At 55.6% G+C, this 23,278-nt stretch carries 26 protein-coding genes, 4 tRNA genes and 1 other RNA gene; 13 read left to right on the top strand and 18 right to left on the bottom strand.

Going from position 1 to position 23,278, the window contains the following annotated elements:
* Positions 1-556 (bottom strand): tetratricopeptide repeat protein (locus QI197_06360; GenBank protein ID MDK2372985.1); only part of this gene is annotated, 556 nt, incomplete at its 3' end.
* Positions 557-591: 35 nt separating this feature from the next.
* On the opposite strand from QI197_06360, the gene QI197_06365 reads away from it, so the two are divergent.
* From QI197_06365 to pheT, 4 genes are read left to right on the top strand one after another with little or no spacing between them, the layout of a single operon-like run.
* Positions 592-1,719, top strand: coding sequence for a hypothetical protein (locus tag QI197_06365; GenBank protein MDK2372986.1), 1,128 nt, complete (start codon positions 592-594; stop codon positions 1,717-1,719).
* Positions 1,646-2,008 carry a hypothetical protein gene (locus QI197_06370; GenBank protein MDK2372987.1) on the top strand — a complete coding sequence of 121 codons (363 nt, stop codon included), beginning with the start codon at positions 1,646-1,648 and terminating at the stop codon, positions 2,006-2,008. The genes QI197_06365 and QI197_06370 overlap by 74 nt, the downstream gene beginning before the upstream one ends.
* 46 nt (positions 2,009-2,054) lie before the next feature.
* On the top strand, positions 2,055-3,521 hold the full coding sequence (locus tag QI197_06375; GenBank protein MDK2372988.1) for a phenylalanine--tRNA ligase subunit alpha: 1,467 nt from the start codon (positions 2,055-2,057) through the stop codon (positions 3,519-3,521).
* A 4-nt stretch (positions 3,522-3,525) separates the two neighbouring features.
* A complete protein-coding gene (pheT, locus tag QI197_06380; GenBank protein ID MDK2372989.1) occupies positions 3,526-5,193 on the top strand; it encodes a phenylalanine--tRNA ligase subunit beta in 1,668 nt (555 codons plus the stop codon).
* Positions 5,194-5,212: 19 nt separating this feature from the next.
* Here the strand turns inward: pheT and QI197_06385 are convergent, their stop codons facing one another.
* From QI197_06385 to QI197_06395, 3 genes are all read right to left on the bottom strand, one after another.
* A complete protein-coding gene (locus QI197_06385) occupies positions 5,213-6,694 on the bottom strand; it encodes a CoA-acylating methylmalonate-semialdehyde dehydrogenase (GenBank protein MDK2372990.1) in 1,482 nt (493 codons plus the stop codon).
* A complete protein-coding gene (locus tag QI197_06390) occupies positions 6,695-7,993 on the bottom strand; it encodes an aspartate aminotransferase family protein (protein ID MDK2372991.1) in 1,299 nt (432 codons plus the stop codon).
* Positions 7,994-8,217: 224 nt separating this feature from the next.
* Positions 8,218-9,264, bottom strand: a complete 1,047-nt coding sequence (locus QI197_06395; protein MDK2372992.1) for a M20/M25/M40 family metallo-hydrolase — start codon at positions 9,262-9,264, stop codon at positions 8,218-8,220.
* 60 nt (positions 9,265-9,324) lie between these two features.
* Between QI197_06395 and eno the strand changes: the two genes are divergently transcribed.
* Complete coding sequence (gene eno, locus QI197_06400) at positions 9,325-10,593, top strand: phosphopyruvate hydratase (GenBank protein ID MDK2372993.1); 1,269 nt, start codon at positions 9,325-9,327, stop codon at positions 10,591-10,593.
* On the opposite strand, the gene cca is transcribed toward eno, so the two are convergent.
* Complete coding sequence (cca, locus tag QI197_06405; GenBank protein MDK2372994.1) at positions 10,556-12,004, bottom strand: CCA tRNA nucleotidyltransferase; 1,449 nt, start codon at positions 12,002-12,004, stop codon at positions 10,556-10,558. The genes eno and cca overlap by 38 nt on opposite strands.
* Entirely contained in the window at positions 11,976-12,545 is a 570-nt protein-coding gene (gene hxlB / locus QI197_06410) for a 6-phospho-3-hexuloisomerase (protein MDK2372995.1), read from the bottom strand. Before hxlB ends, cca begins: the two co-directional genes overlap by 29 nt.
* 125 nt (positions 12,546-12,670) lie before the next feature.
* Here hxlB and QI197_06415 point away from each other — a divergent pair, with 125 nt between their 5' ends.
* Together QI197_06415 and QI197_06420 are read left to right on the top strand one after the other, a co-directional pair.
* Positions 12,671-13,330 carry a hypothetical protein gene (locus QI197_06415; GenBank protein MDK2372996.1) on the top strand — a complete coding sequence of 220 codons (660 nt, stop codon included), beginning with the start codon at positions 12,671-12,673 and terminating at the stop codon, positions 13,328-13,330.
* Positions 13,309-14,055 carry a hypothetical protein gene (locus tag QI197_06420; protein MDK2372997.1) on the top strand — a complete coding sequence of 249 codons (747 nt, stop codon included), beginning with the start codon at positions 13,309-13,311 and terminating at the stop codon, positions 14,053-14,055. Before QI197_06415 ends, QI197_06420 begins: the two co-directional genes overlap by 22 nt.
* On the opposite strand, the gene QI197_06425 is transcribed toward QI197_06420, so the two are convergent.
* The 6 genes from QI197_06425 to QI197_06450 all read right to left on the bottom strand — a co-directional run bounded on the left by QI197_06425 (position 14,006) and on the right by QI197_06450 (position 17,408).
* Complete coding sequence (locus tag QI197_06425; GenBank protein ID MDK2372998.1) at positions 14,006-14,284, bottom strand: hypothetical protein; 279 nt, start codon at positions 14,282-14,284, stop codon at positions 14,006-14,008. The genes QI197_06420 and QI197_06425 overlap by 50 nt on opposite strands.
* Before the next feature lie 12 nt (positions 14,285-14,296).
* A complete protein-coding gene (locus QI197_06430; GenBank protein MDK2372999.1) occupies positions 14,297-15,859 on the bottom strand; it encodes a radical SAM protein in 1,563 nt (520 codons plus the stop codon).
* Between the two features lie 16 nt (positions 15,860-15,875).
* Positions 15,876-15,948, bottom strand: a tRNA-Val gene (locus QI197_06435).
* A gap of 8 nt (positions 15,949-15,956) precedes the next feature.
* Positions 15,957-16,059: transfer RNA gene (locus QI197_06440), tRNA-Ser, on the bottom strand.
* Between the two features lie 30 nt (positions 16,060-16,089).
* A complete protein-coding gene (locus tag QI197_06445) occupies positions 16,090-16,854 on the bottom strand; it encodes a DUF2110 family protein (GenBank protein ID MDK2373000.1) in 765 nt (254 codons plus the stop codon).
* Positions 16,851-17,408, bottom strand: a complete 558-nt coding sequence (locus tag QI197_06450) for a hypothetical protein (GenBank protein MDK2373001.1) — start codon at positions 17,406-17,408, stop codon at positions 16,851-16,853. The genes QI197_06445 and QI197_06450 overlap by 4 nt, the downstream gene beginning before the upstream one ends.
* A 40-nt stretch (positions 17,409-17,448) precedes the next feature.
* Between QI197_06450 and QI197_06455 the strand changes: the two genes are divergently transcribed.
* Positions 17,449-17,523, top strand: a tRNA-Thr gene (locus QI197_06455).
* 65 nt (positions 17,524-17,588) lie between these two features.
* Here QI197_06455 and QI197_06460 read toward each other — a convergent pair.
* From QI197_06460 to QI197_06470, 3 genes are all read right to left on the bottom strand, one after another.
* A tRNA-Pro gene (locus tag QI197_06460) sits at positions 17,589-17,662 on the bottom strand.
* Between the two features lie 39 nt (positions 17,663-17,701).
* The gene (locus QI197_06465; GenBank protein ID MDK2373002.1) at positions 17,702-18,187 is read right to left on the bottom strand and encodes an HIT domain-containing protein; all 486 of its coding nucleotides are present in this window, start codon (positions 18,185-18,187) and stop codon (positions 17,702-17,704) included.
* Positions 18,188-18,216: 29 nt separating this feature from the next.
* The gene (locus tag QI197_06470) at positions 18,217-18,582 is read right to left on the bottom strand and encodes a nascent polypeptide-associated complex protein (GenBank protein ID MDK2373003.1); all 366 of its coding nucleotides are present in this window, start codon (positions 18,580-18,582) and stop codon (positions 18,217-18,219) included.
* 66 nt (positions 18,583-18,648) lie between these two features.
* Here QI197_06470 and QI197_06475 point away from each other — a divergent pair, with 66 nt between their 5' ends.
* The 4 genes from QI197_06475 (at position 18,649) to ffs (ending at position 21,412) form a co-directional block, all read left to right on the top strand.
* On the top strand, positions 18,649-19,203 hold the full coding sequence (locus QI197_06475) for a multiprotein-bridging factor 1 family protein (protein MDK2373004.1): 555 nt from the start codon (positions 18,649-18,651) through the stop codon (positions 19,201-19,203).
* Positions 19,203-20,369 carry a TGS domain-containing protein gene (locus QI197_06480; protein ID MDK2373005.1) on the top strand — a complete coding sequence of 389 codons (1,167 nt, stop codon included), beginning with the start codon at positions 19,203-19,205 and terminating at the stop codon, positions 20,367-20,369. The genes QI197_06475 and QI197_06480 overlap by 1 nt, the downstream gene beginning before the upstream one ends.
* A gap of 9 nt (positions 20,370-20,378) precedes the next feature.
* Entirely contained in the window at positions 20,379-21,059 is a 681-nt protein-coding gene (rpiA, locus tag QI197_06485) for a ribose-5-phosphate isomerase RpiA (protein ID MDK2373006.1), read from the top strand.
* A 40-nt stretch (positions 21,060-21,099) separates the two neighbouring features.
* Positions 21,100-21,412, top strand: an RNA gene (ffs, locus tag QI197_06490) — signal recognition particle sRNA.
* Positions 21,413-21,430: 18 nt separating this feature from the next.
* Here ffs and QI197_06495 read toward each other — a convergent pair.
* Positions 21,431-21,658, bottom strand: coding sequence for a ferredoxin (locus tag QI197_06495; GenBank protein MDK2373007.1), 228 nt, complete (start codon positions 21,656-21,658; stop codon positions 21,431-21,433).
* A 123-nt stretch (positions 21,659-21,781) separates the two neighbouring features.
* Positions 21,782-22,231, bottom strand: coding sequence for a metal-dependent transcriptional regulator (locus QI197_06500; protein ID MDK2373008.1), 450 nt, complete (start codon positions 22,229-22,231; stop codon positions 21,782-21,784).
* Between the two features lie 60 nt (positions 22,232-22,291).
* Here QI197_06500 and QI197_06505 point away from each other — a divergent pair, with 60 nt between their 5' ends.
* Positions 22,292-22,813 carry a molybdenum cofactor biosynthesis protein B gene (locus QI197_06505; protein MDK2373009.1) on the top strand — a complete coding sequence of 174 codons (522 nt, stop codon included), beginning with the start codon at positions 22,292-22,294 and terminating at the stop codon, positions 22,811-22,813.
* Here QI197_06505 and QI197_06510 read toward each other — a convergent pair.
* A partial coding sequence (locus tag QI197_06510) for a substrate-binding domain-containing protein (GenBank protein ID MDK2373010.1) occupies positions 22,810-23,278 on the bottom strand: 469 nt, incomplete at its 5' end. The two genes, QI197_06505 and QI197_06510, sit on opposite strands and share 4 nt — an antisense overlap.

Genomic DNA, 23,278 nt, shown 5'->3' on the forward strand with positions numbered 1-23,278 from the left:
CCCTGTAATACTCCAGAGCCTCCTCCAGCCTCTCAATCGCCTCATCCAGCCTGCCCTTCCTTGCCAGCGCAGCCCCCAGGTTGTTCAGCGTACCAGCCAGATCCGGGAGGAACCTCCCGTCCCTGGCAGCCAGCTCCCTCCTTATCTCCAGAGCCTCCCCGTAAACCTTAGAAGCTGAATCTGGGAACCCACCCTCATACAATGCGTTTCCCAGAATTAGGAGCATGGCCGCCCTCTCCTCATCCTTCATTGACCTGAAAATCCCATCAATCCCTCCGATCTCCGATAGGGTGATCACAGCAGCGTCAAGCACGGTCAAGAGCCGGTAATCTACCCTACTCCCCCCTATCTGAGCCAAGACAGCGTAAGAGCCCAGCTCCTCGGTGAGCCTCTGGAGGCCCTCGATCGTCTCCCCCTTCCCGCTTAGGAGACCCCTGATAACGGCCTCCTCATCCACCTCAACCCCCCTCTCCCTCAAGTAGCCAGAGAGGACCGGAGCTAGGATCGCAATCCTTCGGGGATGTAATTGACCCATCTCCCTCAGGCTGGATAGCATTTAAACAAAAATTAAACTTACTATCTAGGAGACCGATGACCGGCGCCCTCATGCTGCCCTTCAAGATCCCGAGATCGGGATCGTCCATCCCTCGAGCTGACGAGATACCCACTAAAGCCTTCCACGCCATAGTCGAAAAGCTGGGACTCAGGTTCCTGTCCTTCGACTTGGAGCTACCGGGTTACAGGGCCTACACCCTGATAGCCGAGAGCCCCTTCATATCCGGGCTGCAGGAGGGGTCGATCTACGGGATCTTCATCCTCGTGAACCCGGAGCCCCCTTCCAGAGAGATCCCGGCAGCTCTAGCCATCCTCAGCGAGCTCATCCCCGATGCAATGCCCCTGTCCTCGCTCCGGGGTGAGAGGGTGGAGATACACGCACTCCACCTGAGGAGGGGGAACCTGAAGTCCGAGGGCTTCTCGGTCACCCTCCCCAGCTTGGATCCAGATCACCTGATACCGGCAGCCACCGCGTTCCTCAGCTACCACCTGGTGAGCGACCTGAGGAGGGGCTTGGAGGAGGAGTTCAGATCCCTCCCGACCCTGACCAAGAGCATATCTGGGGGGAGGGAAAGCTGGGTAGGGAGGCTGGAGAGGCTCAACTCCTATACTGCCTCCTACCCCGTCCTGATCTCCCTCCTGAGGAGGCTGTACACCTTCATAGATCCCAGCTACCAGGAGGTTTACGAGGTGGTCTCCGAGGGGCTGAAGGTGGGGGAGCTGATCGAGGACCTCGAGTCCCTCCTCTCCAGCTTCTCCCAGGCAGTTCACGGGACGCTCACCATAGCCCTACTCAATAAGACCGTGGAGATGGAGGAGGAGAGTGAGAAGACCTCCAAGAGGCTCTCCACAGTGCAGGACATTCTAGCGGCCCTGTCCTCGCTTGCAGTGGTCCAGCTCTTCGTGGAAGTCGGCCTTCTCTCCAAGGAAGGTCCCCTCGGGTTCCTCGGCCCCTATCTCTACTACGCCACCATAGCGGGTCTGGTGATCCTCACGTTCCTCGCTTTCTTCCTCCCCCTGAGGTACGTCAGGAGGAGCATCAAAACTTTTTATAGCGACGAGGGAAGTAGGCCCGATGGAGGAGCTCTTGGTGAAAGTTACCGAGAGACTGAGGCGCCACCTCAAGAACCCGGAGGAGAGGGCGAGGGCCCTCTTGGAGGATGAGGAGATAAACAGGATGATTGATGACCTATCTAGGCTCACTGGGGAGGACAGAGGGGTTCTCCTGATCCGGTACTTGGAGAGGGCCCTAAAGACCATAGGGGCTGTGGAAGGGGAGGCCCAGCCCTCAAGCATGAGGACCGTTCCTCCGGATGTGATGAACCTCTTCGAGCTGCTCAGGCAGACCATGCTAGTCCTCATGATCTTGGACATGCGCAGGATGAGGGGTGGGGTTCAGGGCTCGGGGGGCAGCGCCACTCCCTCCGCAGGTTACACTTATCAGGATGCATGATCCCCCAGCCGGGGATAGGATGGAAATTTTCCTCTCTCGGGGAGAGATGGAGCTGCTCGAGGAGCTCGGCTCTAGAGGCGGTAGGGCTAGGCTGGATGACCTCGAACTGGATAGGAGCAAGGCAGCAGCTTGGGCCAATCTGCTGAAGGACAAAGGCCTGCTCACCATAAGGGAGAGGAGGAAGAGGTACCTGATCCTATCAGACAGGGGGAGAAGGCATCTAGAGGAAGGATTGCCTGAAGAGAAGCTCATCAGACTTCTTAGGGAGGGGGGAGGGAGGGCCAGCCTAGATGAGCTCCGCTCCCACCTAGCAGGAGAGGAATTCAATGTGGCTCTGGGCGAGGGACAGAGGAAGGGCCTGATCAGGCTGGAGAAGTCTGAAAAGGGAACCTTCGCCCTTTTAGTGGGAAAGGAAGTTCCAGAGAGGTACATCTTGGAGAGGCTCTCATCCGCACCCTTGGAGGAGTCGGAGGTGGACCACAACGTACTGGAGAGCCTCAGGAGGAGGGGCTTAGTTGAGGTGGTGGAGAAGACCGAGGTGGAGATGGAGCTCACCGACTTGGGCAGGCAGGCTGCGGAGGGTAAGATAAAGGTGGTGGAGGAGGTCGGAAAGCTAACTAGGGACCTCATACTCACCGGAGAATGGAGAAAGAGGAAGCTGAAGGCCTACGACGTGAGAGCATCCCCTCCCGTAACCTATCCGGGCAAGCCCCATCCCTACATCCACTTCCTCGAGGAGGTCAGGGAGATCCTCATAGGGATGGGATTCGTCGAGGTCAAGAGCCCCATAGTGGAGGCCGAGTTCTGGAACTTCGACGTACTCTTCCAAGCCCAGGATCACCCGGCTAGGGAGGTCCACGACTCCTACCAAGTGGCCTTTCCCTCTGAAGGCGCTGATCTTTCTCAATACTCCTCCCTAGTGGAGAGGGTCGGGATGACCCATGAGCACGGATGGGAGACGGGATCCAAGGGGTGGGGTTACAAGTGGAGCTTCGACATAGCGAGAAGGCTCATCCTGAGGTCCCAGACCACTGCAGCCTCGGCCCGCACCCTAGCATCGGGATTAGAGGTGCCCAGCAAGATATTCGCCATAGATAAGGTGTTCAGACCGGAAACTCCTGACAGGACCCACGCGATAGAGTTCCACCAGTGCGAGGGCGTGGTCTTGGCTGAAGACATGAATGTGAGGCACCTCATGGGCTTCTTGGCCGAGTTTGCCAAGCAGCTAGGGTTCAGGGAGGTCAAGTTCAAGCCCGCCTACTTCCCCTTCACCGAGCCGAGCGTTGAAGCGTACGTCAGGCATGAAACACTGGGGTGGATAGAGATAGCTGGCTCGGGCTTGTTCAGGCCGGAGATGCTCATACCTATGGGATACGACTACCCCAAAGTGCAGGCCCTAGCATGGGGAATCGGAATAGGTAGACTGGCCATGATAAGGCTGGGCTTGGACGACATCAGGGAGCTGCACTCCCAGAACTTGGATTACCTGAGGAGGGCCAAGCTGGTGTGGTGATAATATGCCCGTGATAAGGGTGGACATGAGGGAGTTCTTCAGGCTCTTGGGTGGGGAGCTGAACGAGGACGAGCTGACGTCCCTCTTGGAGTACACCAAGGTGAACCTCGAAGCCTACGATCCTGAGGAGGGGGAGATGGAGTTCGAGGTAACTGCCGACAGGATGGACCTAGTGGCCATGGAGGGCTTGGTCCGCCTGATCAAGGGCTTGATGGGGAGGGAGCTGGGCATCCCCAAGTACCCCATGAGGAGGAAGACCTTCCAGGTGAGGGTCACTGAGAGCGTCAGGAGGGTCAGGCCCTACGTAGTCGCAGCTCTGGTGAAGGGCGTGGACCTCACCACTGAGGAGTCCCTGATATCGCTGATAGAGACCCAAGAGAAGATACACGACACCCTAGGGAGGAAGAGGAAGAGGGTTTCCATAGGCCTCCACGACTTCTCGAAGGTGGTCCCTCCCATAACCTACGATGCCAGGCCTGCAGACAAGGTTTCCTTCGTTCCCCTCGGTGAGTACGCGGAGATGACGGCCCAAGAGGTGCTAGAGCAGACGGAGAAGGGAAGGGAGTACGCTCACCTCATAGAGAACCCAGAGAACTTGGTCCCCCTGATACTGGATTCGAGGGACGAGGTCCTGAGCCTTCCTCCCATAATAAACTCGGAGCTGACCAGGCTCACCCCGGGCATGAGGGATCTCTTCATAGATGTCACCGGAACGGATCTTAGGGCGATCTCTCATACCTTGGAGATAATGGTGTCGGCGCTGGGTGAGAGGGGAGGGGAGATTCACACGCTCGAAGTCGTCTACCCGGACATGACGCTCGAGACACCGAAACCCGAGCCCAGCGAGATGTTCGTGAGTGAGGACTTCATCAGAAGGATGGTGGGCATCCCCATGAGCTCGGAGGAGATAATTCACCAGCTGAGGAGGGCTAGGCTTGACGCCTCCTCCGATGGTAGCATCGTTAGGGTGATGATCCCGGGCTTCAGGGCCGACTTCCTTCACCCAGTGGACGTGGCCGAGGAGGTGGCCACCACTTACGGCCTCAACAACTTGGGATACGAGCTGCCCCTCAACGTGATGACCGTGGGCAAGAGGCATCCTAGGGAGAAGGTCTCAGCCCTGGTAAGGACGCTCATGGTAGGGCTCGGATACCAGGAGGTCCTGAACTACATAATGACCAGCAGGACCTTCCTCTTCTCCTCCGTGGGGAGGGAGGAGAGACCCGTGGTTGAGGTGGCCAATCCGGTATCGGAGAGTTACAGCGTGCTCAGGGATAGCCTGATCCCCGGGCTGCTGCACTTCTTGGCCGCAAATACGCACGCTAAGTACCCTCAGAAGGTCTTCGAGGTGGGTGACGTCGTAGTCGTCGACGAGTCCTACGAGACTAGAGCCAGGGACGAGAGGAGGCTCGCAGCAGCCTATGCAGACTACTCGGTAGGATTTGAGGACATCTACTCCCATCTGAAGGCCCTCGCTGGCAACTCGGGGATCGAGCTGGAGCTAGAGCCCTATAGCGAGAGGCCCTTCCTGCAGGGGAGGTGCGCCAAGGTGATGTTGAACGGCGCCGGCGCAGGTCTCATAGGTGAAATAGACCCAGAGATCCTCCTGAAGCTGGGTATAACCGTTCCAGTTGCCCTGTTCGAGATAAGGCTCCCGATCCCCGAAAAATGATCGGGTGAGGGCAGCGCCCTCACCACCACCTCGTTATGACCACCTTCTTGTCGGTGAAAAAGTCTATCGCGTCCATCTGACCGTGCAGCGTGCCGAAGAATGAGAGCTTCCTCCCTCCGAACGGGAAGTATCCTAAGGGAGCTGCCACCCCTATGTTTATCCCTATGTTGCCAGCGTTGACCCTCATCGCGTACTCCCTAGCGTACTTCCCCGACTCGGTGAATATGCTGGCGGCATTTCCATACGGGGCCAAGTTGTTGGAGAGCTCCACCGCCTCGTCGAAGTTCTCCGCTCTGATCATGATGGCTACGGGACCGAATATCTCCTCCTGCGTTATGGTCATCCCCTCCCCAGCATCGACGAATACCGAGGGACCGAGGAAGAACCCATTCGGGTACTCCTCCGACTTGAAGCCCCTGCCATCGAGGATTAGCCTGGCGCCCTCCTCCAGTCCCTTCTCTATGTAGTGGAGGACCCTCTCCTTCCCCTTCATGCTGGCCATGGGGCCCATATCCACCGTCTCGTCCAGCCCGTAACCTATCTTCAGCTTCTTAGCCCCCTCGACGAAGGCGTTTACGAACCTTTCGTAGATGTCCCCCACTAGTATGATGTTAGCAGCGGCGAGGCACCTCTGACCAGCCATGTTGTAGACGGAACCCAGCAGGTTGTTCACGGTCCTCTCGAAATTCGCATCAGGCATCACGACTTCGGGGTTCTTGGCCCCTCCCTGCGCGAGCACCCTCTTTCCTGCCTTCGAAGCCGTCTCGTATATTATCTTCGCCACGGGAGTGGAGCCCACGAAGGTGACTCCAGCCACGTCCTTGTGGGTTATGAGGGCGTGGACTGTGTCCTTGGCGCCATTGACCAGGTTAACAACTCCCGGGGGCAAGCCCACCTCCTCATGTATGACCTTCATCACCCAGTACATGGGCGCCGGATCCAGTTCCGAGGGTTTCAGCACGACCGTATTGCCCGAGGCTATGGCATAAGGGAGGAACCAGAACGGTATCATCACGGGGAAGTTCATGGGCGTTACTATCGCGAACACGCCCAGCGGTTCCCTTATGTACTCCTCATCTATGTTGCTGGTGACCCTAATCATCTTCTCCCCCAAGGTGAGCGTGGGCATCCCTAATGCAGCATCTACGTTCTCCAAGGCTCTTCTAAGCTCTCCCCTTGCCTCCCTTATGGTCTTACCCATGTTCTGGGATATTACTCTGGCTATCTCCTCCTTATGCTTCTCAATAGCGAGCTTGAGCTTGACCAAGTACTGTATCCTCTCGGTCACTGGCATCTGGCTCCATTCCTCGAAGGCCCTAGCTGCGGCCTGGACCGCCTGATCCACCCCTTCCCCCTTCGTGAGAGGGGTCTTGGCTATCACCTCCCCCTTGGCCGGATTGTAAGAGTCTAGGTACTCGTCAGCTGGGGCTTCCACGAAATTCCCATCCACGTAGTTGGGGATGATCCCGTAATCCTTCCTTACCTCCTCGAGAACGACCATTCAGCTCACCTCCTTGAGGCTCTCCTCAAGGGCCTCCAGAGCACCGTCTATGTGCTCGTAAGTCACGGTCAGTGGGGGCTGGAGCCTGAGCACGGATCCAACAGCCCCTCCCACTCCGATGAGGTATCCTTTCTCTCTCATGAGCTGTCTGACCCTCTTGGCTTCGCTCACCGCTGGCTCTTTACTCTCCCTGTCCCTCACCAGCTCGACCCCTATCATGAGCCCCCTTCCCCTGACGTCACCGATCAGCTTGATCTCGCTCATCATGTCCCTCAAGGCCTTCATCACGTAGTTCCCCTTCTCCTCCGCCTGCTTGGGCAAGTTCTCCTCCTCCATGAACTCTATGTTCGCCAGAGCAGCTGCTGCCGATACGGGGTTGCCTCCGAAAGTTGAGAGGTGATCTCCAGGTTCGAAGGAGTCAGCTATCTCCGCCCTGGTCGTGCACGCCGCTATCGGGAACCCGTCAGCTATGCCCTTGGCCATGGTAACTATGTCGGGCTCTATGCCGAGGTGCTCCACCCCAAACATCCTTCCAGTTCTCCCGAAGCCCGTCTGCACCTCGTCATCGATGAGGAGTATGTCCCTCTCGTCAAGAATCTCCCTCACTATCTTCGCGTACTCCTTGGGTATCGGTATTATCCCACCTTCTCCTTGGAGGGGCTCCATGATCAGTGCGGCAACGTTGTTGCTGGTGGCGTAGTCGATCACGTTGTTCAGGTATCTTGCACATTCGAAGTCGCAGTCCGGGAACTGCTTCCCGAAGGGGCACCTGTAGCAGTAGGGGCTGGGGGTGAAGGAGACAGCCGGCATGTAGGGACCCATGTCGAACCTCTTCCTCTTCCACTGACCGGTTATACTGAGCGTTCCGATGGTCCTCCCGTGGAAGGAGTGGGTGAGGGCTATCAGCTCGTGCTTCTTGGTGAACTTCCTCGCCACCTTCATGGCGCACTCTATGGCCTCGGCTCCACTGTTGGAGAAGAAGGTCTTCTTCATATCCCTCCCGGGAACTATCTCAGCCAGCCTCTTGGCCAGCTTTATTGTGGGCGGCACGTGATACACGTAGGTACACGCGTGAACGAGCTTCTTTGCCTGTTCTATTGCAGCATTCACGACCTTCTCGTTCACATGACCAGTGTTCACCACCGCTATGCCCGCGAAGAAGTCCACGTACTTCCTCCCATCCATATCTATTACCACGTCATTCTCGGCCCGATCAACGACCACGGGCTCCAACCTCTCAACGATAGAGGTGACGAGGTACTCCTCAGCCATACGAATGAGGTCTTCCCTCTCTCCCATAGCAATACCTGATAATGGATGGGGGGTCTTCTTAATAATCATTGGGGGTCCTCCTGACCCTTGGAGTCGAGAAAGGCCCCCTAGTAAACTATTTGACGAAATAAAAACACGTAGGTTCCCCTTGGAATATCAATATATCTCAGGGATCGGGCGATAAATGTTTACATATCAGACGCAGAGCTCTGCAAAATGGAAAAATAATTTAAGAAGAAAGGGGAGAGAGCTCACAGCATCTTGATGAACTCGGAGAGGAGAGCTCCTCCCCACGCGATATCATTCAGATTAACCACTTCTACTGGACTGTGCATGCTCCTGAGGGGTATAGAGATGAGCCCAGTCCTCACACCCCCTCTGGCAACCTGAATTGCCCATGTGTCCGTTCCATACCCTCTGAAATCGGGTTCAATCTGATAGGGTATTTCGGCCTCTTTCGCGGCTCTTTCAAGGGCCTCCACGACTTCCCAGTGGTAGATCGGACCCTTGCTTATGGCTGGCCCCTTGCCTGTCCTGAGAACGAACTCCGCTGGCATCATGGGTTGTTTCGCGAATGTGACATCTATGGCAACTGCTATATCCGGCTTGAGCCTGTACGCCACCATTTCCGCCCCCCTGAGTCCTATCTCCTCCTGTATGGTAGCGACGAAGTGAACCTCAGCATCTATCCTATCTCGGGACTTCCAAGCGAGCTTGAGGGCCTCTATCATCGTGACAACTCCAGCGGCATCGTCCAAACCGGGGGATGAGAAGTGATGGCCGAGTAAGTCCTCTGGCTCGTAATCCGGCACCCCGTAGACCCCGGGTTTGATTCCAGCCCTCTCCGCATCTTCTTTGCTATCGGCACCTATATCAATGGCCAGATCCCTGACCTCCAGCTTCTTCTCAGCCAGCTCCTTGTAGGTCCTGAAAATGTGGGGTGGAAGCACGCTCACAACCCCCTTGACCTCCCCCTTGTCCGTGAGGAGCTTCACCCTCATTCCATACAGCACCTTGGCGTCCCAGCCCACACCCTCGAACTTGACGAATCCGTCTTCCGTGACTTCCCTGACTATTATCCCTATCTGATCCACGTGGGCCGCCAGCATCACCACCGGCTTCCCACCCGGATTTATGATGGCTTCAGAGTTCCCCCAAGCGTCCACCTTGAATGCATCTGAGAAGGGAGACATGAGCTTCCTGAGAACAGGTACAACGTTCCTCTCGATGCCGGTCACTCTAGGGACCCTTGTCAGTCTGAGCAGACTGTCTCGGACGCCCTCGATCTCAGGCTCCAAGTTACCACCGAATTGATGGAAAGGTCCTTATAAAAGAAAAAGGGGGATGATCCGATCACCATGTCCCTCAGGATAAAGGATATCAGGGCTAGACAGATCTTGGACTCCAGAGGGAATCCCACGGTCGAGGTATCAGTGTTACTGGATGGAGGTGCCTCAGGTAGGTTCTCGGTACCGAGCGGCGCCTCGAAGGGAGAGAAGGAAGCTCTCGAATTGAGAGACGGTGGAAAATGGTTGCACGGGAAGGGGGTTCTCAGGGCAATCAGGAACGTCAACGAGGTGATAAGGCCCGCCCTGATAGGGGTCGAGGCCACCTCTCAGCTGTACATCGACAGGATCATGCTGGAGCTGGATGGCACTCCCAACAAGAGCAGGTTGGGGGCCAACGCCATACTGGGTGTCTCCGTGGGTGTCGCGAAGGCTGCGGCAGCAGGGCTTGGAATTCCACTGTATCGCTACTTGGGTGGAATAAGCTCTAGGACGCTTCCAATCCCCTTCATGAACGTGTTGAACGGAGGGGTACACGCTGGCAATGATCTGGCCATCCAGGAGTTTATGATAGTGCCCGTCCGATTCGAAAGCTTCAGGGATGCCCTCTTCGCAGGGGTAGAGGTTTACATGGAGCTCAAGAGGCAGCTCCTTAGGAAGTACGGGAGGATAGCTGTGAACGTCGGTGATGAGGGAGGCTTCGCACCTCCTATGTCCAAGACTGAGGAGGCTCTAGATTCACTAACTGGAGCTGTAGAGGAGATGGGCTATGCGGGGAAAGTGATGCTGGCCCTAGATTGCGCGGCCAACGAGTTTTACTCCGATGGCAAGTACAGGATAGACGGTAGGGAGCTATCCCCACCGGAACTCATGGATTTCTACATAAATCTCGTAGATAAATACCCAATAATCAGTATAGAGGATCCCTTTATGGATGAGGATTGGGAATCCCTGTCGGAACTCACCAAGAGGATAGGGGGTAGGATACAGATAGTCGGGGACGATTACTTCGCCACCAACCCCGTGTTCCTGCGCAAGGGGATAGAGGCCGGGGCGGCCAACGCCCTCCTGCTGAAGGTCAACCAGATAGGAACCCTGAGCGAGGCGCTGGAGGCAGCTAACCTCGCCTTCAGCCACGGATACTCTGTCATGGTCAGCCATCGCTCCGGGGAGACGACCGATACCTTCATAGCCGACTTGGCTGTGGCCCTGAATTCCGGTCAGATAAAAACGGGAGCTCCGGCTAGGGGGGAGAGGGTGGCTAAATACAACAGGCTTCTAGAAATAGAGGAAGAGCTAGGCCCTATTGCCCTCTTTCCAGGCCCTCGGCCAGTAGCCTGACGAAAAACTCCTCCTTCTTTAGTTCCTTCCAGATCTCATTCAGGGCCCACTGACCGAGGGAAGCAAGCTCCCTCTCCGTGAGGACCCTGATCTTCGCCCTCCCCCTCAGTATGGATGGTAACCTCTGCCCCCTGAATATATCGCTCGCGAGGAGCGTGGCCTCCCTGTACTTCCTCCGCCTGAATACGTACCACTTGTCCTCCCTAATGAAGGGGCCCCCCAGCGTCACCTCGCTTCCCACGTATTTGAGCAGGAAGTTGTCCTCATCTCTCATGCCGACCGGTGGGCCCTCACGCCTCTCCAGCGTGGGGAGGAGCAGGTATGGTATTTCGGCGGCCACCACTATCGTGGAGGACTCGTCAGTCCATCCGGAGGACCACATCGGGTCGAAACCGTGCTTCCTCAACTCGTCCCCCAGAATCCTCCCCAGCTTCTTGGCCTGAGACCAGAGTAGCTCCCTGCTCAACTGGTCCGGCTCATCTAATTTGAAGAGCTCAACCACTACCAAATGGGTCCCTCTCCTCTTCAGCTCCCCCTCTATCACGCTGCTCCTGACCCTAACCTTAAGAGGTCTGAGGGCCCTCTCGAAGAACTCGATAGACGGGTTGATCAGGAAGGCCCGGGCTGCAATCCTGAATCGATTGAACTGAGTAAGAGTGAGAGCGGCAGCCACGTTCCTTCTCGGATCCACCGGATCTATGACCACTAGCGGATCCTTCGGAAAGAGGACGGACGCGTACTCCTCACCTAGATGATCCTCAGGGTCTATGCAGACGGGAGGCTGCCAGTCCTTGGCCGCCCTCAGCACCTCGAGGAAACTACCGTAATAGATCACTAGGACCTCGCATAGGTACCCGCTGAACCCTCCGACCTTCTCTTCAGCACCGTAAGCCTCTATCGATTTGAGAAAGGCTTTCAGAAGCCTCACTTCAGTTGGAGAGCGAAGTTTGGACTTCACGTAGGAGTTGTGCAGTGGGGTCCTGTCTACCGAGCTAGCTATCCTCTCCCCCTTCCCTATCCTGTAGGCTGGAACGAGATCTATATCGAATTCCCCCAGCTTGACCATGACGTAGGGATGCTCAGCGTAGTTCTGAATGTAATCACCGAAGGCCTTGGCCGCGATCTCCCTTATCAGCTCACCTAGGACATCCTTCCCCCCGACCCCCATGGGAAAGAGGACGAATATATCCAACTCGTAGTTGCCCGGTAGCCAAGTGTCCCTCACTGCGGACCCTACCGGCACTACATCCGCATCGAATCCCAGCTCGTCGACCGCCCTCCTTACCCTACTCAATGCCTCCTCCAAGACACTCTGGAGCTTCCTCCTCTCTTCATCCGAGGGCGTGACGAGCCTCTTAGCCTGTTCCAGCACCACCTCTAAGTCACTCGATGGTCGCGTGCCTCTTGGCAAGATCCTCCTCACTCTTCCCTAGGAGCTCCACGAGCTCCGCAATGAGGGCGTCAAAGTAGATCATGGTACTCAGCTCGAACAGCGTGCCTAGAGGAGTCAAGGGCTCGTGTATTCCGAGTATCTGCCTAGTGAAGTAGTCCCTGCTGTTGTTCTTAGGGAGCACCCTCCCCCCGATCCTCACGACCAGATCCGCTATCTTACCGAGGCTCGACTCAGGATAGCTGGTGACGGCCACCACGTGGGCTCCAACCTTTTTAGCCACCTGCGCTGCTGAGAGAGGATATTTGGTCTCGCCGGAACCGCTCACTACCACCACTAGGTCCCCAGGAGCTACTGAGGGAGTGACCGTCTCGCCTATGACGTAGACTTGGAAGCCAACATGCATGAGCCTCATGGCAAATGCCTTCGCCACTAGACCGGATCTACCGGCCCCGACCACGAAGATCTTCCCCTCTCCGAGCGTCCTCAGAAGGGCCTTTATGAACTTCTGAGTGGATTCCTCGTCGACATCGGACAGGTTCTCACCTATGACATCGAGCAACCTACTAATAGTCTCCCCGATGGGCGTGGCGTCATCCCCTCGGATGCGCCCTCCGCTTTATTTAACAAATTAACTGAAGCGCACATGGTTTTATTTGAGGGATCCGTGACAAGTCTGGATAACTAATGGGAGCCAGTACAGAGGATAACAGCGAGAAACGTCCACCTCCAATCGTAGAGAGGATAATAGAGCAATTTGAGGAGCTAGCCGACACAGTACGAGTAATATCTAGGATAAGCGGGATGAGCGAGGTTGCTAGGAGGTATGCGGTCACCAATTCGTTCGACAGCCTCCTTACCATGCTGGGCGTCCTGATGGGGAGCTTCATATCGGGTCTGAAGGAGCCCTCTGTTATCATCAACACGGTGCTGGGCGGCGCGGTGGCCATACTCATATCCGGTACGATGGGCACGTATCTGACAGAGAGGGCGGAGAGGGCCTCCAGGATAAAGGAGCTAGAGGTGGCAGTCCTCATGGATCTGGACGAGACCCTCGTGGGAAAGGCCGAGAGCATATCGGCGGTGATGGTAGCGGCAGCCAGCGGCTTGGCTCCCTTCTTGGTCATGATGTCCCTGACTGTTCCCTTCTACTTATCCACTAGCGGCATGCTCTCCGTCATGGAGGCCTATGTGGTATCCTTCATCGAGGTCCTGACAATCCTCTTCACGCTGGGGGTATTCCTCGGCTCCCTATCGGGTGAGAACAGGCTGGTCTACGGGGCTATGCTTGTGGGGATGGGTCTCCTGATAGTGATGGTGATGCTTTGGCTGGGGATAAGTGGATAGCCCTGAGGGTCGCCTACATAGGGTGGGACTACTATGGAGCGGTCAGGCAGCCAGATCTCCCCACCATAGAGGAATCACTCGCTGAGGCATTGTCCGATCAGGGAATTGAGGCCAAGCTGAAATTCACCTCTAGAACGGATAGGGGCGTATCGGCTCTGGATAATGTAGTCACCTACAGAGGGGCGCTCCCGAACATCTCTCGACTGAATGCTGATCTCCCGAAGGACATCGCAGTCTGGGGGCTCATTGAATCGGATAGCAGGGTGAAGGCGATCGAAAAGACCTATCTATACGTGGTCCCTATGGAACTGGGCATCGAAAGGTTGCTCGAGAGATTGAGAGAGACCTCGCTCTCACCGGATCTCTGCAAGGAGGGAGAGGCGCCGAGGCCGAGCTGTGATGCGAGGACTTATCGAGGTTTCACGCTGGTGCTCGTGACCGGGAGGTCGTTCTGCTGGCAAATGGTCAGGAGGCTTGTGGGAGGAGCCGTTGGACCCATGATAGGCAAGAGGATGGATGTAGCTCCAGCTGAGGGGCTCACGCTCCTCAGGACCAAGTTGGACAGACGGTGGGATGAGCTTCACACCCATAAACTCCAATTCATCCTGAAAGAGCTGGAAAAGAGGATGTGGAGGTGGGGAACGGGTCTACTCCTACTGGATGTGATAGGAGGGGTTATCTCTTCAGGGCGACTACCGTCTTGGTCTCGGGGACGTACCACCTGACCTTATCCCTGAACCACTTCCAGAACTTGGTGAACGCGTCCATGCTCTCCGTCTCAACCTGTATGACCCCGTTGTACTCCGTTCCCCAAGCGTGATCGTAAACACCGATCAACCTGATCTCTGGAGGCCACTCCTCCATTATATCCTCCCACTGCCTCCTCGCTTTCTCCTCCTCTTCCTCGGTTAGCTCCCTAAGCTTGTAGAAGATCAGTAGCACGTAAGTTGGCATGAACTATCACCTCTAGAAGGGATTGTGGAACTTATATAAACTTCCTGACATGCCTAGCCGACGCCTCTGGGGGAGCCAGCACTTAGGCATGCATCCGGTGCACGATACATCGCATCCCGGTGTGGGTAAACCCTCCATGGCCCTCCTCAGCTCTTCAGATAGGAAGTCCCTACTCACCCCCGTGTCAACGTACTCCCACCAGGGTGCGTCCCTCTCCCCGTAGACTATGGAATCCAGATCTATTCCCATATTATTGGCTAGGGAGCGGTAGGCTCCTCTACTGTAGGGGATTCTAACCCCTCCCTCGAGGAGTCTCGCTATCTCCAAGCCTCCCACCGACATGAAAGTCTGAATGTACGCCCTGCCGTAGTGCATGACGTTGACCTGTCCCCGGAAACTCCTCCTAAATATTGAGATCCTCCTCCTGATGTCCTCCTCGCGGGCGAGCGGGACCGTCTCGAAAGGCGTCCCGGCCTTGGGAATGAAGATGCTCACCGTGACCTTCGTGTTTACGAACTCAGCTACTCTGCTCGCCAGCCGACCCGATTCCTCCACATCCTGATCGGTCTCGGAGGGAAGGCCCACCATGAAGTAGAGCTTGAGATGTCTCATCCCTGAATCCTCGGCCTCTTCTGCCACCCTCACGAACTCCTCATTATCTATCGTCTTGTTCACCACGGCCTTCATTCTCTCACTACCGGTCTCAGGGGCTAGTGTGAGCATGCTCTCGCCAACGCTCACCGCCAACTCTATGAGCTCTCTATCCACTTGATCAGCCCTGAGGGATGGCAATGTGACGCGAAGTCCCTTTTCAGAGGCCCACTGAAGCAGATCCTTTATTAACTTTGAAGATGCAGCGTCACTACCTATGACGTATATCTCCTCGAATCCCAGCTCATGGGCCCTCTCGACGGCCACCTCCAAGTCCTTAGGATCCGGATCCAGCCTGGGTCTCCAGTGCCAGCCCAGCATGCAGAACCTACAGCCCCACCCGCACCCCCTAGATATCTCCACCAGATAGCTGTTTACCGGTTCGTTCCCACGGAAGACTATTATCTGGTTTTCAAGGGGCTTCAAACCCCTTACTCTCTTGAATTCAGCTCTGTTCATGATACTTGGAAGGAAGAATCCGTCGTCAGCCAATTCCTCAAAGGAGTCCCCCGCCAACAAGCTCTCCACCAGCGCGGGGATGAGGACCTCCCCATCTCCCACACCGACCGCCTCAGCTAGGGAGCTTATAGGTAGGGGGTTCGCTGAAACAGCTGGTCCGCCGACCACAACCGGCTTGCGCACTCCTTCCAACATCCTAAACAGCACGGGATACTGACCCTCGAAGTGGATTGTAGCTAGTATTAGGTCGAACTCGTCGAGCGATCTCCCGCTCTCCACCGATCCCTTCAGGTCGGTCACGAACCTCTCGGCCATGACATCATCGAAGGAGTTCAGGAGGAAGTAGAGTATCTGATGCCCCAACGAGTTTATAGCCGCAAGGTAGGGCGCGGGGTAGACTAAAGCGATCCTCAGCCGATAATCCCGTGGATCCCTATCGTAGAATCCGCCTTCTTCCCTCAGCAAATGGGATCTCCCCTAGTGGGCCGGGGGGGACTCGAACCCCCGACCTCCGCCTCGTAAGGGCGGCGTCATAGCCGCTAGACCACCGGCCCTGTGAAAGTGGCGCCGGGGGAGGGATTTGAACCCTCGCGGCCCGATGGGCCACTGGCTTTCCGCAGGAGGCTTTAGCAGGCCAGCCCCCTACCAGGCTAGGGCACCCCGGCCCTCCACCGCACCTATGGCGAGGCGGATTTTTAAACTTCACTTGAGCGAAGGAGATCTCCAACCCTCGCAGGGGAGAGGGTGGAAAACACGGCTCCAGGGAGGTGAGGGCCCAGCCTCGGGATCAGTCCCTTCGCTTGGGTCCCAAGCTTACACACAAGGGCGTGGGACAGGAAAGAGGTCCTCACAACGCTCACATCCCTCTTATGGCCCGTCCTCGTGAGAGCCCTCCTGACTTGCTTCGGAGTCGCTCTAACGATGAAGAGGACATCCCGACCCCTGTTCATCCATCCCCTCACCATCGCAACCTGTTTGGGTGACAGGGACACGTACACACTGCTTTCGTCCTTTCGGAGGACCCTCAACTCCAAGGCTAGGTCGTCAACGAAACCGTAAGCTCTGGCTATCTTCCTAGCGGGTAACTTCATTCCCTTAGCCAGCTGGTTCCTCATCTCGAAGAGCGGATAGAGGGCATCCTTCTCCTCCTTGAATGCCTTGAAATAGACCCCGAAACCCACCTTACCGACATCTGTGAGGAAGCCCTTGAACGTGTCCCCGATCTTAACTTCGTGTATGCTGGGCAGCTTGCCGTAGGTCTTGATTATCAGATTCTCCGCTATTCCCTCATCCGGACCTGACACAGAGACCCTCACCCACCCTCCTTCAGTGTCTAGATCCAGCTCTGGTACCTCCAAACCCTTCATGTAACCCAGCATCTCCCAACCGAGCTCCTCGAGGATGTCTTCCTTAGGAAGGCCCTTGGATATCCTCTCTTGGATGAGTAGGGTGCGCGTCAACTTGCCTCTCCTTCCAGCGACTCCAGCGCCCTATTAAGAACACCGAGCATTCTCTCTATCTCTTCCAGTATCTTCTCCCTGTCCACTGGTTCCAACATAGCGCCGCACACCGGACAAACGAGGCCAGATTCGTCCATCCGCGATATCACCTCATCGAAGCTCAGCCTTATGTGAGTGGGGTCGGCGGCGCACACGTAGTACTCCCCGGAGGACTCCTCCTCCTTTCTCCTGATGAGCATCTCCCTCACCTCCTTGAACCTCCTCAGGAGGAAGGATTTGGCCAAGTCGCTGTTTATCCTCCAGTAAGTGAGCCTGTTCCCCGCCTCGTCCTCCTTTGTACCCAACTGCACGACCAAGTTGGAGTCCTGCATCCTGTAGAGGAGCTGCCGCAGCTCTGTCGGTGGCAGTTTCAGTTTCTCCTGCATCTCTCCCTCCTCCAGAACGCCGTCCTTGGCAAAATTGACCATCTTCCTAGCGAGGCTCAAGTCCCTAGCGACAACGGCGAGCGCTAGAACTATCAAGTCCTCTTCACTCATGTTTTTGGTCTCCCTCATCTAGTAAAGTTTATTACCGGCCTTATCGATCTAACCAATGGCCCCGGTAGCTCAGCCCGGTCAGAGCGGCCGCCTCGTAAGCGGCAGGTCGCGGGTTCGAATCCCGCCCGGGGCTCTCATTCAGAATACGCCTGAACTCTCAAATAAGTTTTACTAAATCTCATGGGGTCTCGGGGAGAATGGGGCCGCCGGGATTTGAACCCGGGACCTCCGGCTCCCGAGGCCGGCATCCTACCAAGCTAGACCACGGCCCCAGTTCCAAGTAATCCACACCATACGATAAAAAGCTTTTCTCAGGGACCACCTGATTCCTCCAGGACCTCGGAGAGGGCTTTTTTGAGCTCGGTATACGTATTCCTCAGGGCATCGCTGACGACCTTCGTATTGCCTATCACCGGCATGAAGTTCGTATCCCCGTTCCAGCGGGGGACTATGTGTATGTGCACGTGTCCCTCAAAACCGGCCCCGGCGGCCTTCCCTATATTTGCTCCAACGTTGAATCCCTCTGGATTCATGGCCCTCCTCAAGGTGAGCATGGACAGGCGTATCAGTCTCCACATATCTTTAGCTTCATCCTCCGTCAGGTCCTCTATGCTGGCTACGTGCCTGTAGGGTGCCACCATTAGGTGGCCCGGGTTATAGGGATACTTGTTCAGTATGATGAAGCAGTGCTCGGATCTGTGCAGGATTAGGTTCTCCTCATCCCTGCCCTCAGCTGGTAGGGTGCAGAATATGCACTCTTTTTCCCCCTCAGTGGCGAGCAACTTGATATAGGGCATCCTCCATACTGCCCAGAGTCTTCTAAGGCTCAACTAGCTCCCTCCGTGAGCCTCAAGATGGCCTCCGCTAGATCACCACCAGCTTCTATAAGTGCCTTTCTGGCGGTCTCCCTGTCCACTCCCGCCTGTGAGGCGACCAGAGAGATATCCTCCTCAGCGGGTTCGTAGGCCCCCTCACCCTTCTCCTCTACCTCAGAGACCTTCTCCACTTTCCCCATCACTTGATAGATCTCTTCTCCTCCCACTTTAGTCACCGAGACCTGAGGATCGGATATGCGCAGGGCCGTTCCGTCCCTTAGCCTTATCAAGACCTCCTCCGCATCCAGCACCTGGACCTTAACCCCCATGCTCCTCAGCATCTTTTCCAAGTCCTTGGGCCTGAACTTCCTCATCATATGGGCCTTAAGTTCGAGTAAAAGTAAAGTTTACCTTAGGTGGGAGGGGCATGGGAGCGAGGGACCTTGTCGGAGGAAGTCTATGTCTGTGAGATATGCGGCGGTACCTTCGTCGGTAAACCTGTGATAGTCGATCTGGACGGTTACAAGGCAATGGTATGCCCGAGCTGTGCTCGAAAACTCCTGAGAAAGAGGGAAAAGAAGGAAATGAAGGTCGCCATAAGGGAGACCAAGGCAGAGGCACCGTTGAAGAGGGAACCTCCCAGAAAGCCCCCTAAAGGAGTTCCCCCTCCCAAGAGGAGGAAAGTTGAGGAAATAGAGTACGTGGAGGGTTATGGGGTTAAGATAAGGGAGGCTAGGGAATCCTTAGGCCTAACCATAGAGCAGGTGGCTACGGCTTTGAACATAAAGGCATCTCTCCTTCGCAATATTGAGGCGGAGAAGGTCATCCCACCTTACGAGGTGGCTCGAGCTATAGAGAAATTGCTGGAGATCTCCATAATACAGAGGAACCCCGAGAGGAGCGCGTCTGCCCTGCCAGAGACGGCCCCTCCGGCATCCATAAAATCAATTACCTTGGGCGAGATAGTAGAGGTGAAGAAGAAGAGGAGGAAGAGGTAATGCCCACGAACATACCTCCCGAGGCTCAGGCCAAGTGGGAGGAATATTCAAAGGCGAAAACGCCGGAAGAGAAGCTTCAGAAGTTGAAAGAGTTCTACGCCCTGATACCGAAGCACAAGGGAACCGAGAAGATGGAGAAGTTCATCAAGAGGAGGATGGCCGAGCTGAGAGAGGAAATCGAGAGGAGGAGAACGAGCAAAAAGTCTAGAGGTCCATCCCTCATGGTTGAGAAGAGGGGAGCAGCTCAGATGGTTCTAATAGGTTTCACCAACTCGGGACGGAGCACTATACTGTCGACCCTGACTAACGCCAGGGTTGAGATCTCCCCGAATCCTTTCACGACAATAAGACCGGTGGAGGGAATGATGGAATTCAAGGGGGCCCAGATACAGATAGTAGAGGCTCCTCCCATAATACCTCAGGCCCAGGGAGGTCCCACCAATCTCTCGGTGGCCCTAGCTGGGAACGCGGACGTCTTGGGCATAATCGTCAGCTCCACCGATGATCCGATCATCCAATTGGACGAGCTGGTCTCCCTCTTGGAGTCTAGGGGGATAGTGCTGGAGAGGCCGAGTGGGAGGGTGAGGATAAGGAGGAGCAGGGCAGCTCCCACTATAATAATCGTGAACAAGGGCAGGATCTTGGACGGTAACGAGAGGGACATCAAGGAGATCCTGAGGTCCTACGGCATAGAACGGGCTTGGGTCGAGATCGAGGGTAGGGTGACCCTCGAAGACGTGGAGGAAGCCGTTTTCGGCGAGAAGAAGTACAAACCATTCATAATATTCCTCACCAAGATGGATCTGACTGGAGACTATTCCCTACTGCGAGAGGTGGAAGCTAGATATGGAGAGAAGGCCTTGGCCGTGATCTCCTTCCCGACCAAGCTGCCCAGTAACGATGAACTGGGCGCGATGATCCTCAAGGAACTTGGACTCATAAGGGTGTTCACAAAGGCCAGGAATGAGAGGAAACCCTCCGAGAAGGCAGTCATCTTGGAGAGGGGATCCACCGTCTTGGATCTGGCCAAGTTCATCCACCAATCTTTCAAGGAGAGGTTCAGATACGCCAAGGTCTGGTCGGACAGGCTCCCCTACTCGCCAATGAAGGTAGGAGCGGACTTTGTCTTGGAGGACGGCGACGTAGTGGAGATAGTGGTCAGGTGATTCTATCCCATGAGCGCCGAGCACGAGAAGAGGGTGGTCGCCAGAAAGGCGCTAGAGCTACTGAAAGAGGAGAAGGTCGAGTTACTCGGCCTCGGATCCGGTACGACAGTAGCAGCGTTCGTGGAGGAGCTTGCGAAGAGCGACCTAGGAGCCAAGATAAAGGCCATACCTTCATCCAGCCAGATAGAGGCCGAGGCTAGGAGACATGGATTGACGCTGGTGGGTCCTGAGTACGGAAAGCCGGATCTCACCATAGACGGGGCCGATGAGATAGATGATGAGCTCAACCTGCTCAAGGGGGGAGGTGGTGCCCTCGTCAGGGAGAAGATCTTGGCTACGAGTAGCGGCTACTACTTGGTTATAGCGGATCATTCCAAGGTGGTGAACAGGCTGTGCACTAATAGACCTTTACCGGTGGAGGTCCTCCCTTACGGGTATCTATGGACTAAGGAGCTTATAGAAGGCGCATTGAATTCAGAAGCTCGATTACGCTACTCTGGAGACGGAATCTTTGTGTCGGATAATGGAAACTACATATTGGATGTACACTGCCAACCCCTAGAGGAACCGGAATCGGTCGAAAAGCTCTTGAAGCTATATCCCGGAGTCGTGGAGGTGGGAATATTCACTGAACTGACAGATGAGGCCTTGGTAGCCTTCGGAGATGAGGTAAAGAGCTTTACCCCGTGAAGTCACCCTTTTTATTTCGATCTGGGTGACTGTTAGTGGGCGGTGGGGTAGGGCCGGGGGAGTAGCCGTCCCCTGAGCCGGAAGGCTAATGCCGGGGCCAGTAACCCCTGGGGGCGGTAGCGGGTAGGGAGCTCCCTCTCTCCCTCGGGCCGATGATCCTTGGCGCTGGCGGGCCGCCGGTGGGGCATCCCCGTCCGGAGGGGCGGGGTGAGCCCCTTTACCACCGAAACGGGTCAGGCCCGGAAGGGAGCAGCCCTAAGGTGGACGGTCGGCGCTGCCAGTGTGCTGGGGTGAGCGTCTGAGGGAGAATGGGGGGCTCCCGAACTCGCTATCCACCTCGGGGGAGCCCACCGCCCAAAATAAAATAGGGATCAGATGAGCTGGACCTCGGTTCCGTCCTCCTTGATCTCATATATGTGTATTATATTGACGGGGCAAGCCTGAGCTGCCTCCATGTTGCAACCGAGGTCGTCAAGCTCGGTCTTTATCGGGCTAGCTAGCCCATCGTCCTCGATCACCCAGTTGTCTGGGCAAAGAGAGGCACAAACTCCATCGGCTATGCAGGACTCCCTATCATGGACTATCTTGTACTTAGCCATACCTAACACCCCCTAAGGGCGTGATAAGTGGGGGGAGATCCTATTTAACCTTTTTATGGCAATACGGAGAGCTGAATTACCCTACTGGGAGGATTGTTAGGCTAAAAATAGAATTCAAATTCATTAGCATGACCTACTCTCCAAAAATTTCTCGAATCTTTCCTTAAAATCATTTACGCATTCCTCGAGGAAGGACATCAGCATCGAAATGCGGAGGATTGTCTCATCACCAACGCCGTGTTCAACCCAGCAGGCTTCCTCCCTAGCTTTCTTCTCTTCCATGCTCAAGATCTCCCTTAAAAACTTGTAAAACACCTCCTCCCTGTTGAGCGTGGAGGAGGCTATCCTCTCGCCCTCCGGGGTGAGGTCTATGTACCCGTACTTCTCGTAACTGATCAATCCCAGACCGGAAAGCCTCTTCGCAGCATCAGTGACGCTCGATAGCCTGACACCCATCTCCTCAGCTAATTCCTTCACTCTCACAACCTTCTTTCCCTTCCTCTTGAGTCTGTAAATAGCGGTCAGGTACTCTTGGAGCCCGGGAGTTATCTCTTCCCCCTTCCGATGGGTCATTTCTAACCGGAGGTTAAACTTGGTGCAAGAATATTAAGATGGTCCCCCCACCACACCTGTATGCCCGCTTCGGTCCCGGAGGAACACAAGGCCAGAGCGCCCAGATCGGTATCTTTCTCCCTCTACATAGTGAGTACCTCCAGATCCTCTGGGAAGGGCAAGGAAGATCTAACTGGAGATCTCGCTGAGGGCTTAATAAGGAAGGCAGGTCACAGACTGATCAGGAGGGAAATAATACCTGATAGACCTAGTGCTATAAGGAATGCCCTCCTCAAGGCAACCCATGATTCGGATGTCATAGTATTCAGCGGAGGGACTGGGCTGCATCCAACCGATGTAACCCCAGATACGGTGGAGCCTCTCCTAGAGAGGAAGATACCGGGTTTCGGGGAGCTGTTCAGGTGGTTGAGCTACGAACAGGTGGGCAGCGCGGCTATGGCAAGCAGAGCTTCCGCTGGGGTCTTCAATGGGTCGCTGGTCTTCCTCCTACCTGGATCTCCTGATGGAGTGAAGCTCGCGCTCACCAAACTCATACTTCCCGAAGCCGCTCATCTAGTGTACTTGGTCAGGAGTAATCATTAACTCCAGATCACCTCTCCCATATCTTCTCCAGCCACTATCCCCTCCAGTGAGTTGATCTCCTCCCTCAACCTTGGATCTCTGAGAAGTTCCAAGAACCGACTCACCGGCTTGCTCTCCAAGGAACTGCCCTTTATTAGGAAGTCGTAGTTCTCCTCAGCTAATTTGATGAAATCTAGGCCATAGAGGGATGAAGCAGTCCTTATACCGATACCTACATCTGCAATCCCGTGGTATACTGCTGCAGCGACTGCATTATGGGACTTAGCCTCGCTCCAATAACCCTTTATTCGTCTCCTAACCTCGTCGAAGTCCAGGCCCAGAGACCCCGCCTCCTTCCTCAGGAGATCATCCAAGAGCATTCTAGTACCCGAACCTTTATTCCTATTGATAAACATGAGATCTTGTCTCTCTATGAGATCTCTTATGGATTTTACGCCCTTCGGATTACCCTTAGGCAGAATGAGA

This window comes from Thermoproteota archaeon, from assembly GCA_030130125.1.
Taxonomy (GTDB): Archaea; Korarchaeota; Korarchaeia; order Korarchaeales; family Korarchaeaceae; genus Korarchaeum.

What these genes read in the sequence shown, in the direction of transcription:
- QI197_06365 (MDK2372986.1), top strand. Translation starts at nt 592, where the DNA reads ATGACCGGCGCCCTCATGCTGCCCTTCAAGATCCCGAGATCGGGATCG.
- QI197_06375 (MDK2372988.1), top strand. Translation starts at nt 2,055, where the DNA reads ATGGAGCTGCTCGAGGAGCTCGGCTCTAGAGGCGGTAGGGCTAGGCTG.
- pheT (MDK2372989.1), top strand. Translation starts at nt 3,526, where the DNA reads ATGCCCGTGATAAGGGTGGACATGAGGGAGTTCTTCAGGCTCTTGGGT.
- QI197_06385 (MDK2372990.1), bottom strand. Translation starts at nt 6,694, where the DNA reads ATGGTCGTTCTCGAGGAGGTAAGGAAGGATTACGGGATCATCCCCAAC.
- QI197_06390 (MDK2372991.1), bottom strand. Translation starts at nt 7,993, where the DNA reads ATGGGAGAGAGGGAAGACCTCATTCGTATGGCTGAGGAGTACCTCGTC.
- eno (MDK2372993.1), top strand. Translation starts at nt 9,325, where the DNA reads ATGTCCCTCAGGATAAAGGATATCAGGGCTAGACAGATCTTGGACTCC.
- QI197_06415 (MDK2372996.1), top strand. Translation starts at nt 12,671, where the DNA reads ATGGGAGCCAGTACAGAGGATAACAGCGAGAAACGTCCACCTCCAATC.
- QI197_06425 (MDK2372998.1), bottom strand. Translation starts at nt 14,284, where the DNA reads ATGCCAACTTACGTGCTACTGATCTTCTACAAGCTTAGGGAGCTAACC.
- QI197_06450 (MDK2373001.1), bottom strand. Translation starts at nt 17,408, where the DNA reads ATGAGGGAGACCAAAAACATGAGTGAAGAGGACTTGATAGTTCTAGCG.
- QI197_06465 (MDK2373002.1), bottom strand. Translation starts at nt 18,187, where the DNA reads ATGCCCTATATCAAGTTGCTCGCCACTGAGGGGGAAAAAGAGTGCATA.
- QI197_06470 (MDK2373003.1), bottom strand. Translation starts at nt 18,582, where the DNA reads ATGATGAGGAAGTTCAGGCCCAAGGACTTGGAAAAGATGCTGAGGAGC.
- QI197_06480 (MDK2373005.1), top strand. Translation starts at nt 19,203, where the DNA reads ATGCCCACGAACATACCTCCCGAGGCTCAGGCCAAGTGGGAGGAATAT.
- rpiA (MDK2373006.1), top strand. Translation starts at nt 20,379, where the DNA reads ATGAGCGCCGAGCACGAGAAGAGGGTGGTCGCCAGAAAGGCGCTAGAG.
- QI197_06495 (MDK2373007.1), bottom strand. Translation starts at nt 21,658, where the DNA reads ATGGCTAAGTACAAGATAGTCCATGATAGGGAGTCCTGCATAGCCGAT.
- QI197_06500 (MDK2373008.1), bottom strand. Translation starts at nt 22,231, where the DNA reads ATGACCCATCGGAAGGGGGAAGAGATAACTCCCGGGCTCCAAGAGTAC.
- QI197_06505 (MDK2373009.1), top strand. Translation starts at nt 22,292, where the DNA reads ATGCCCGCTTCGGTCCCGGAGGAACACAAGGCCAGAGCGCCCAGATCG.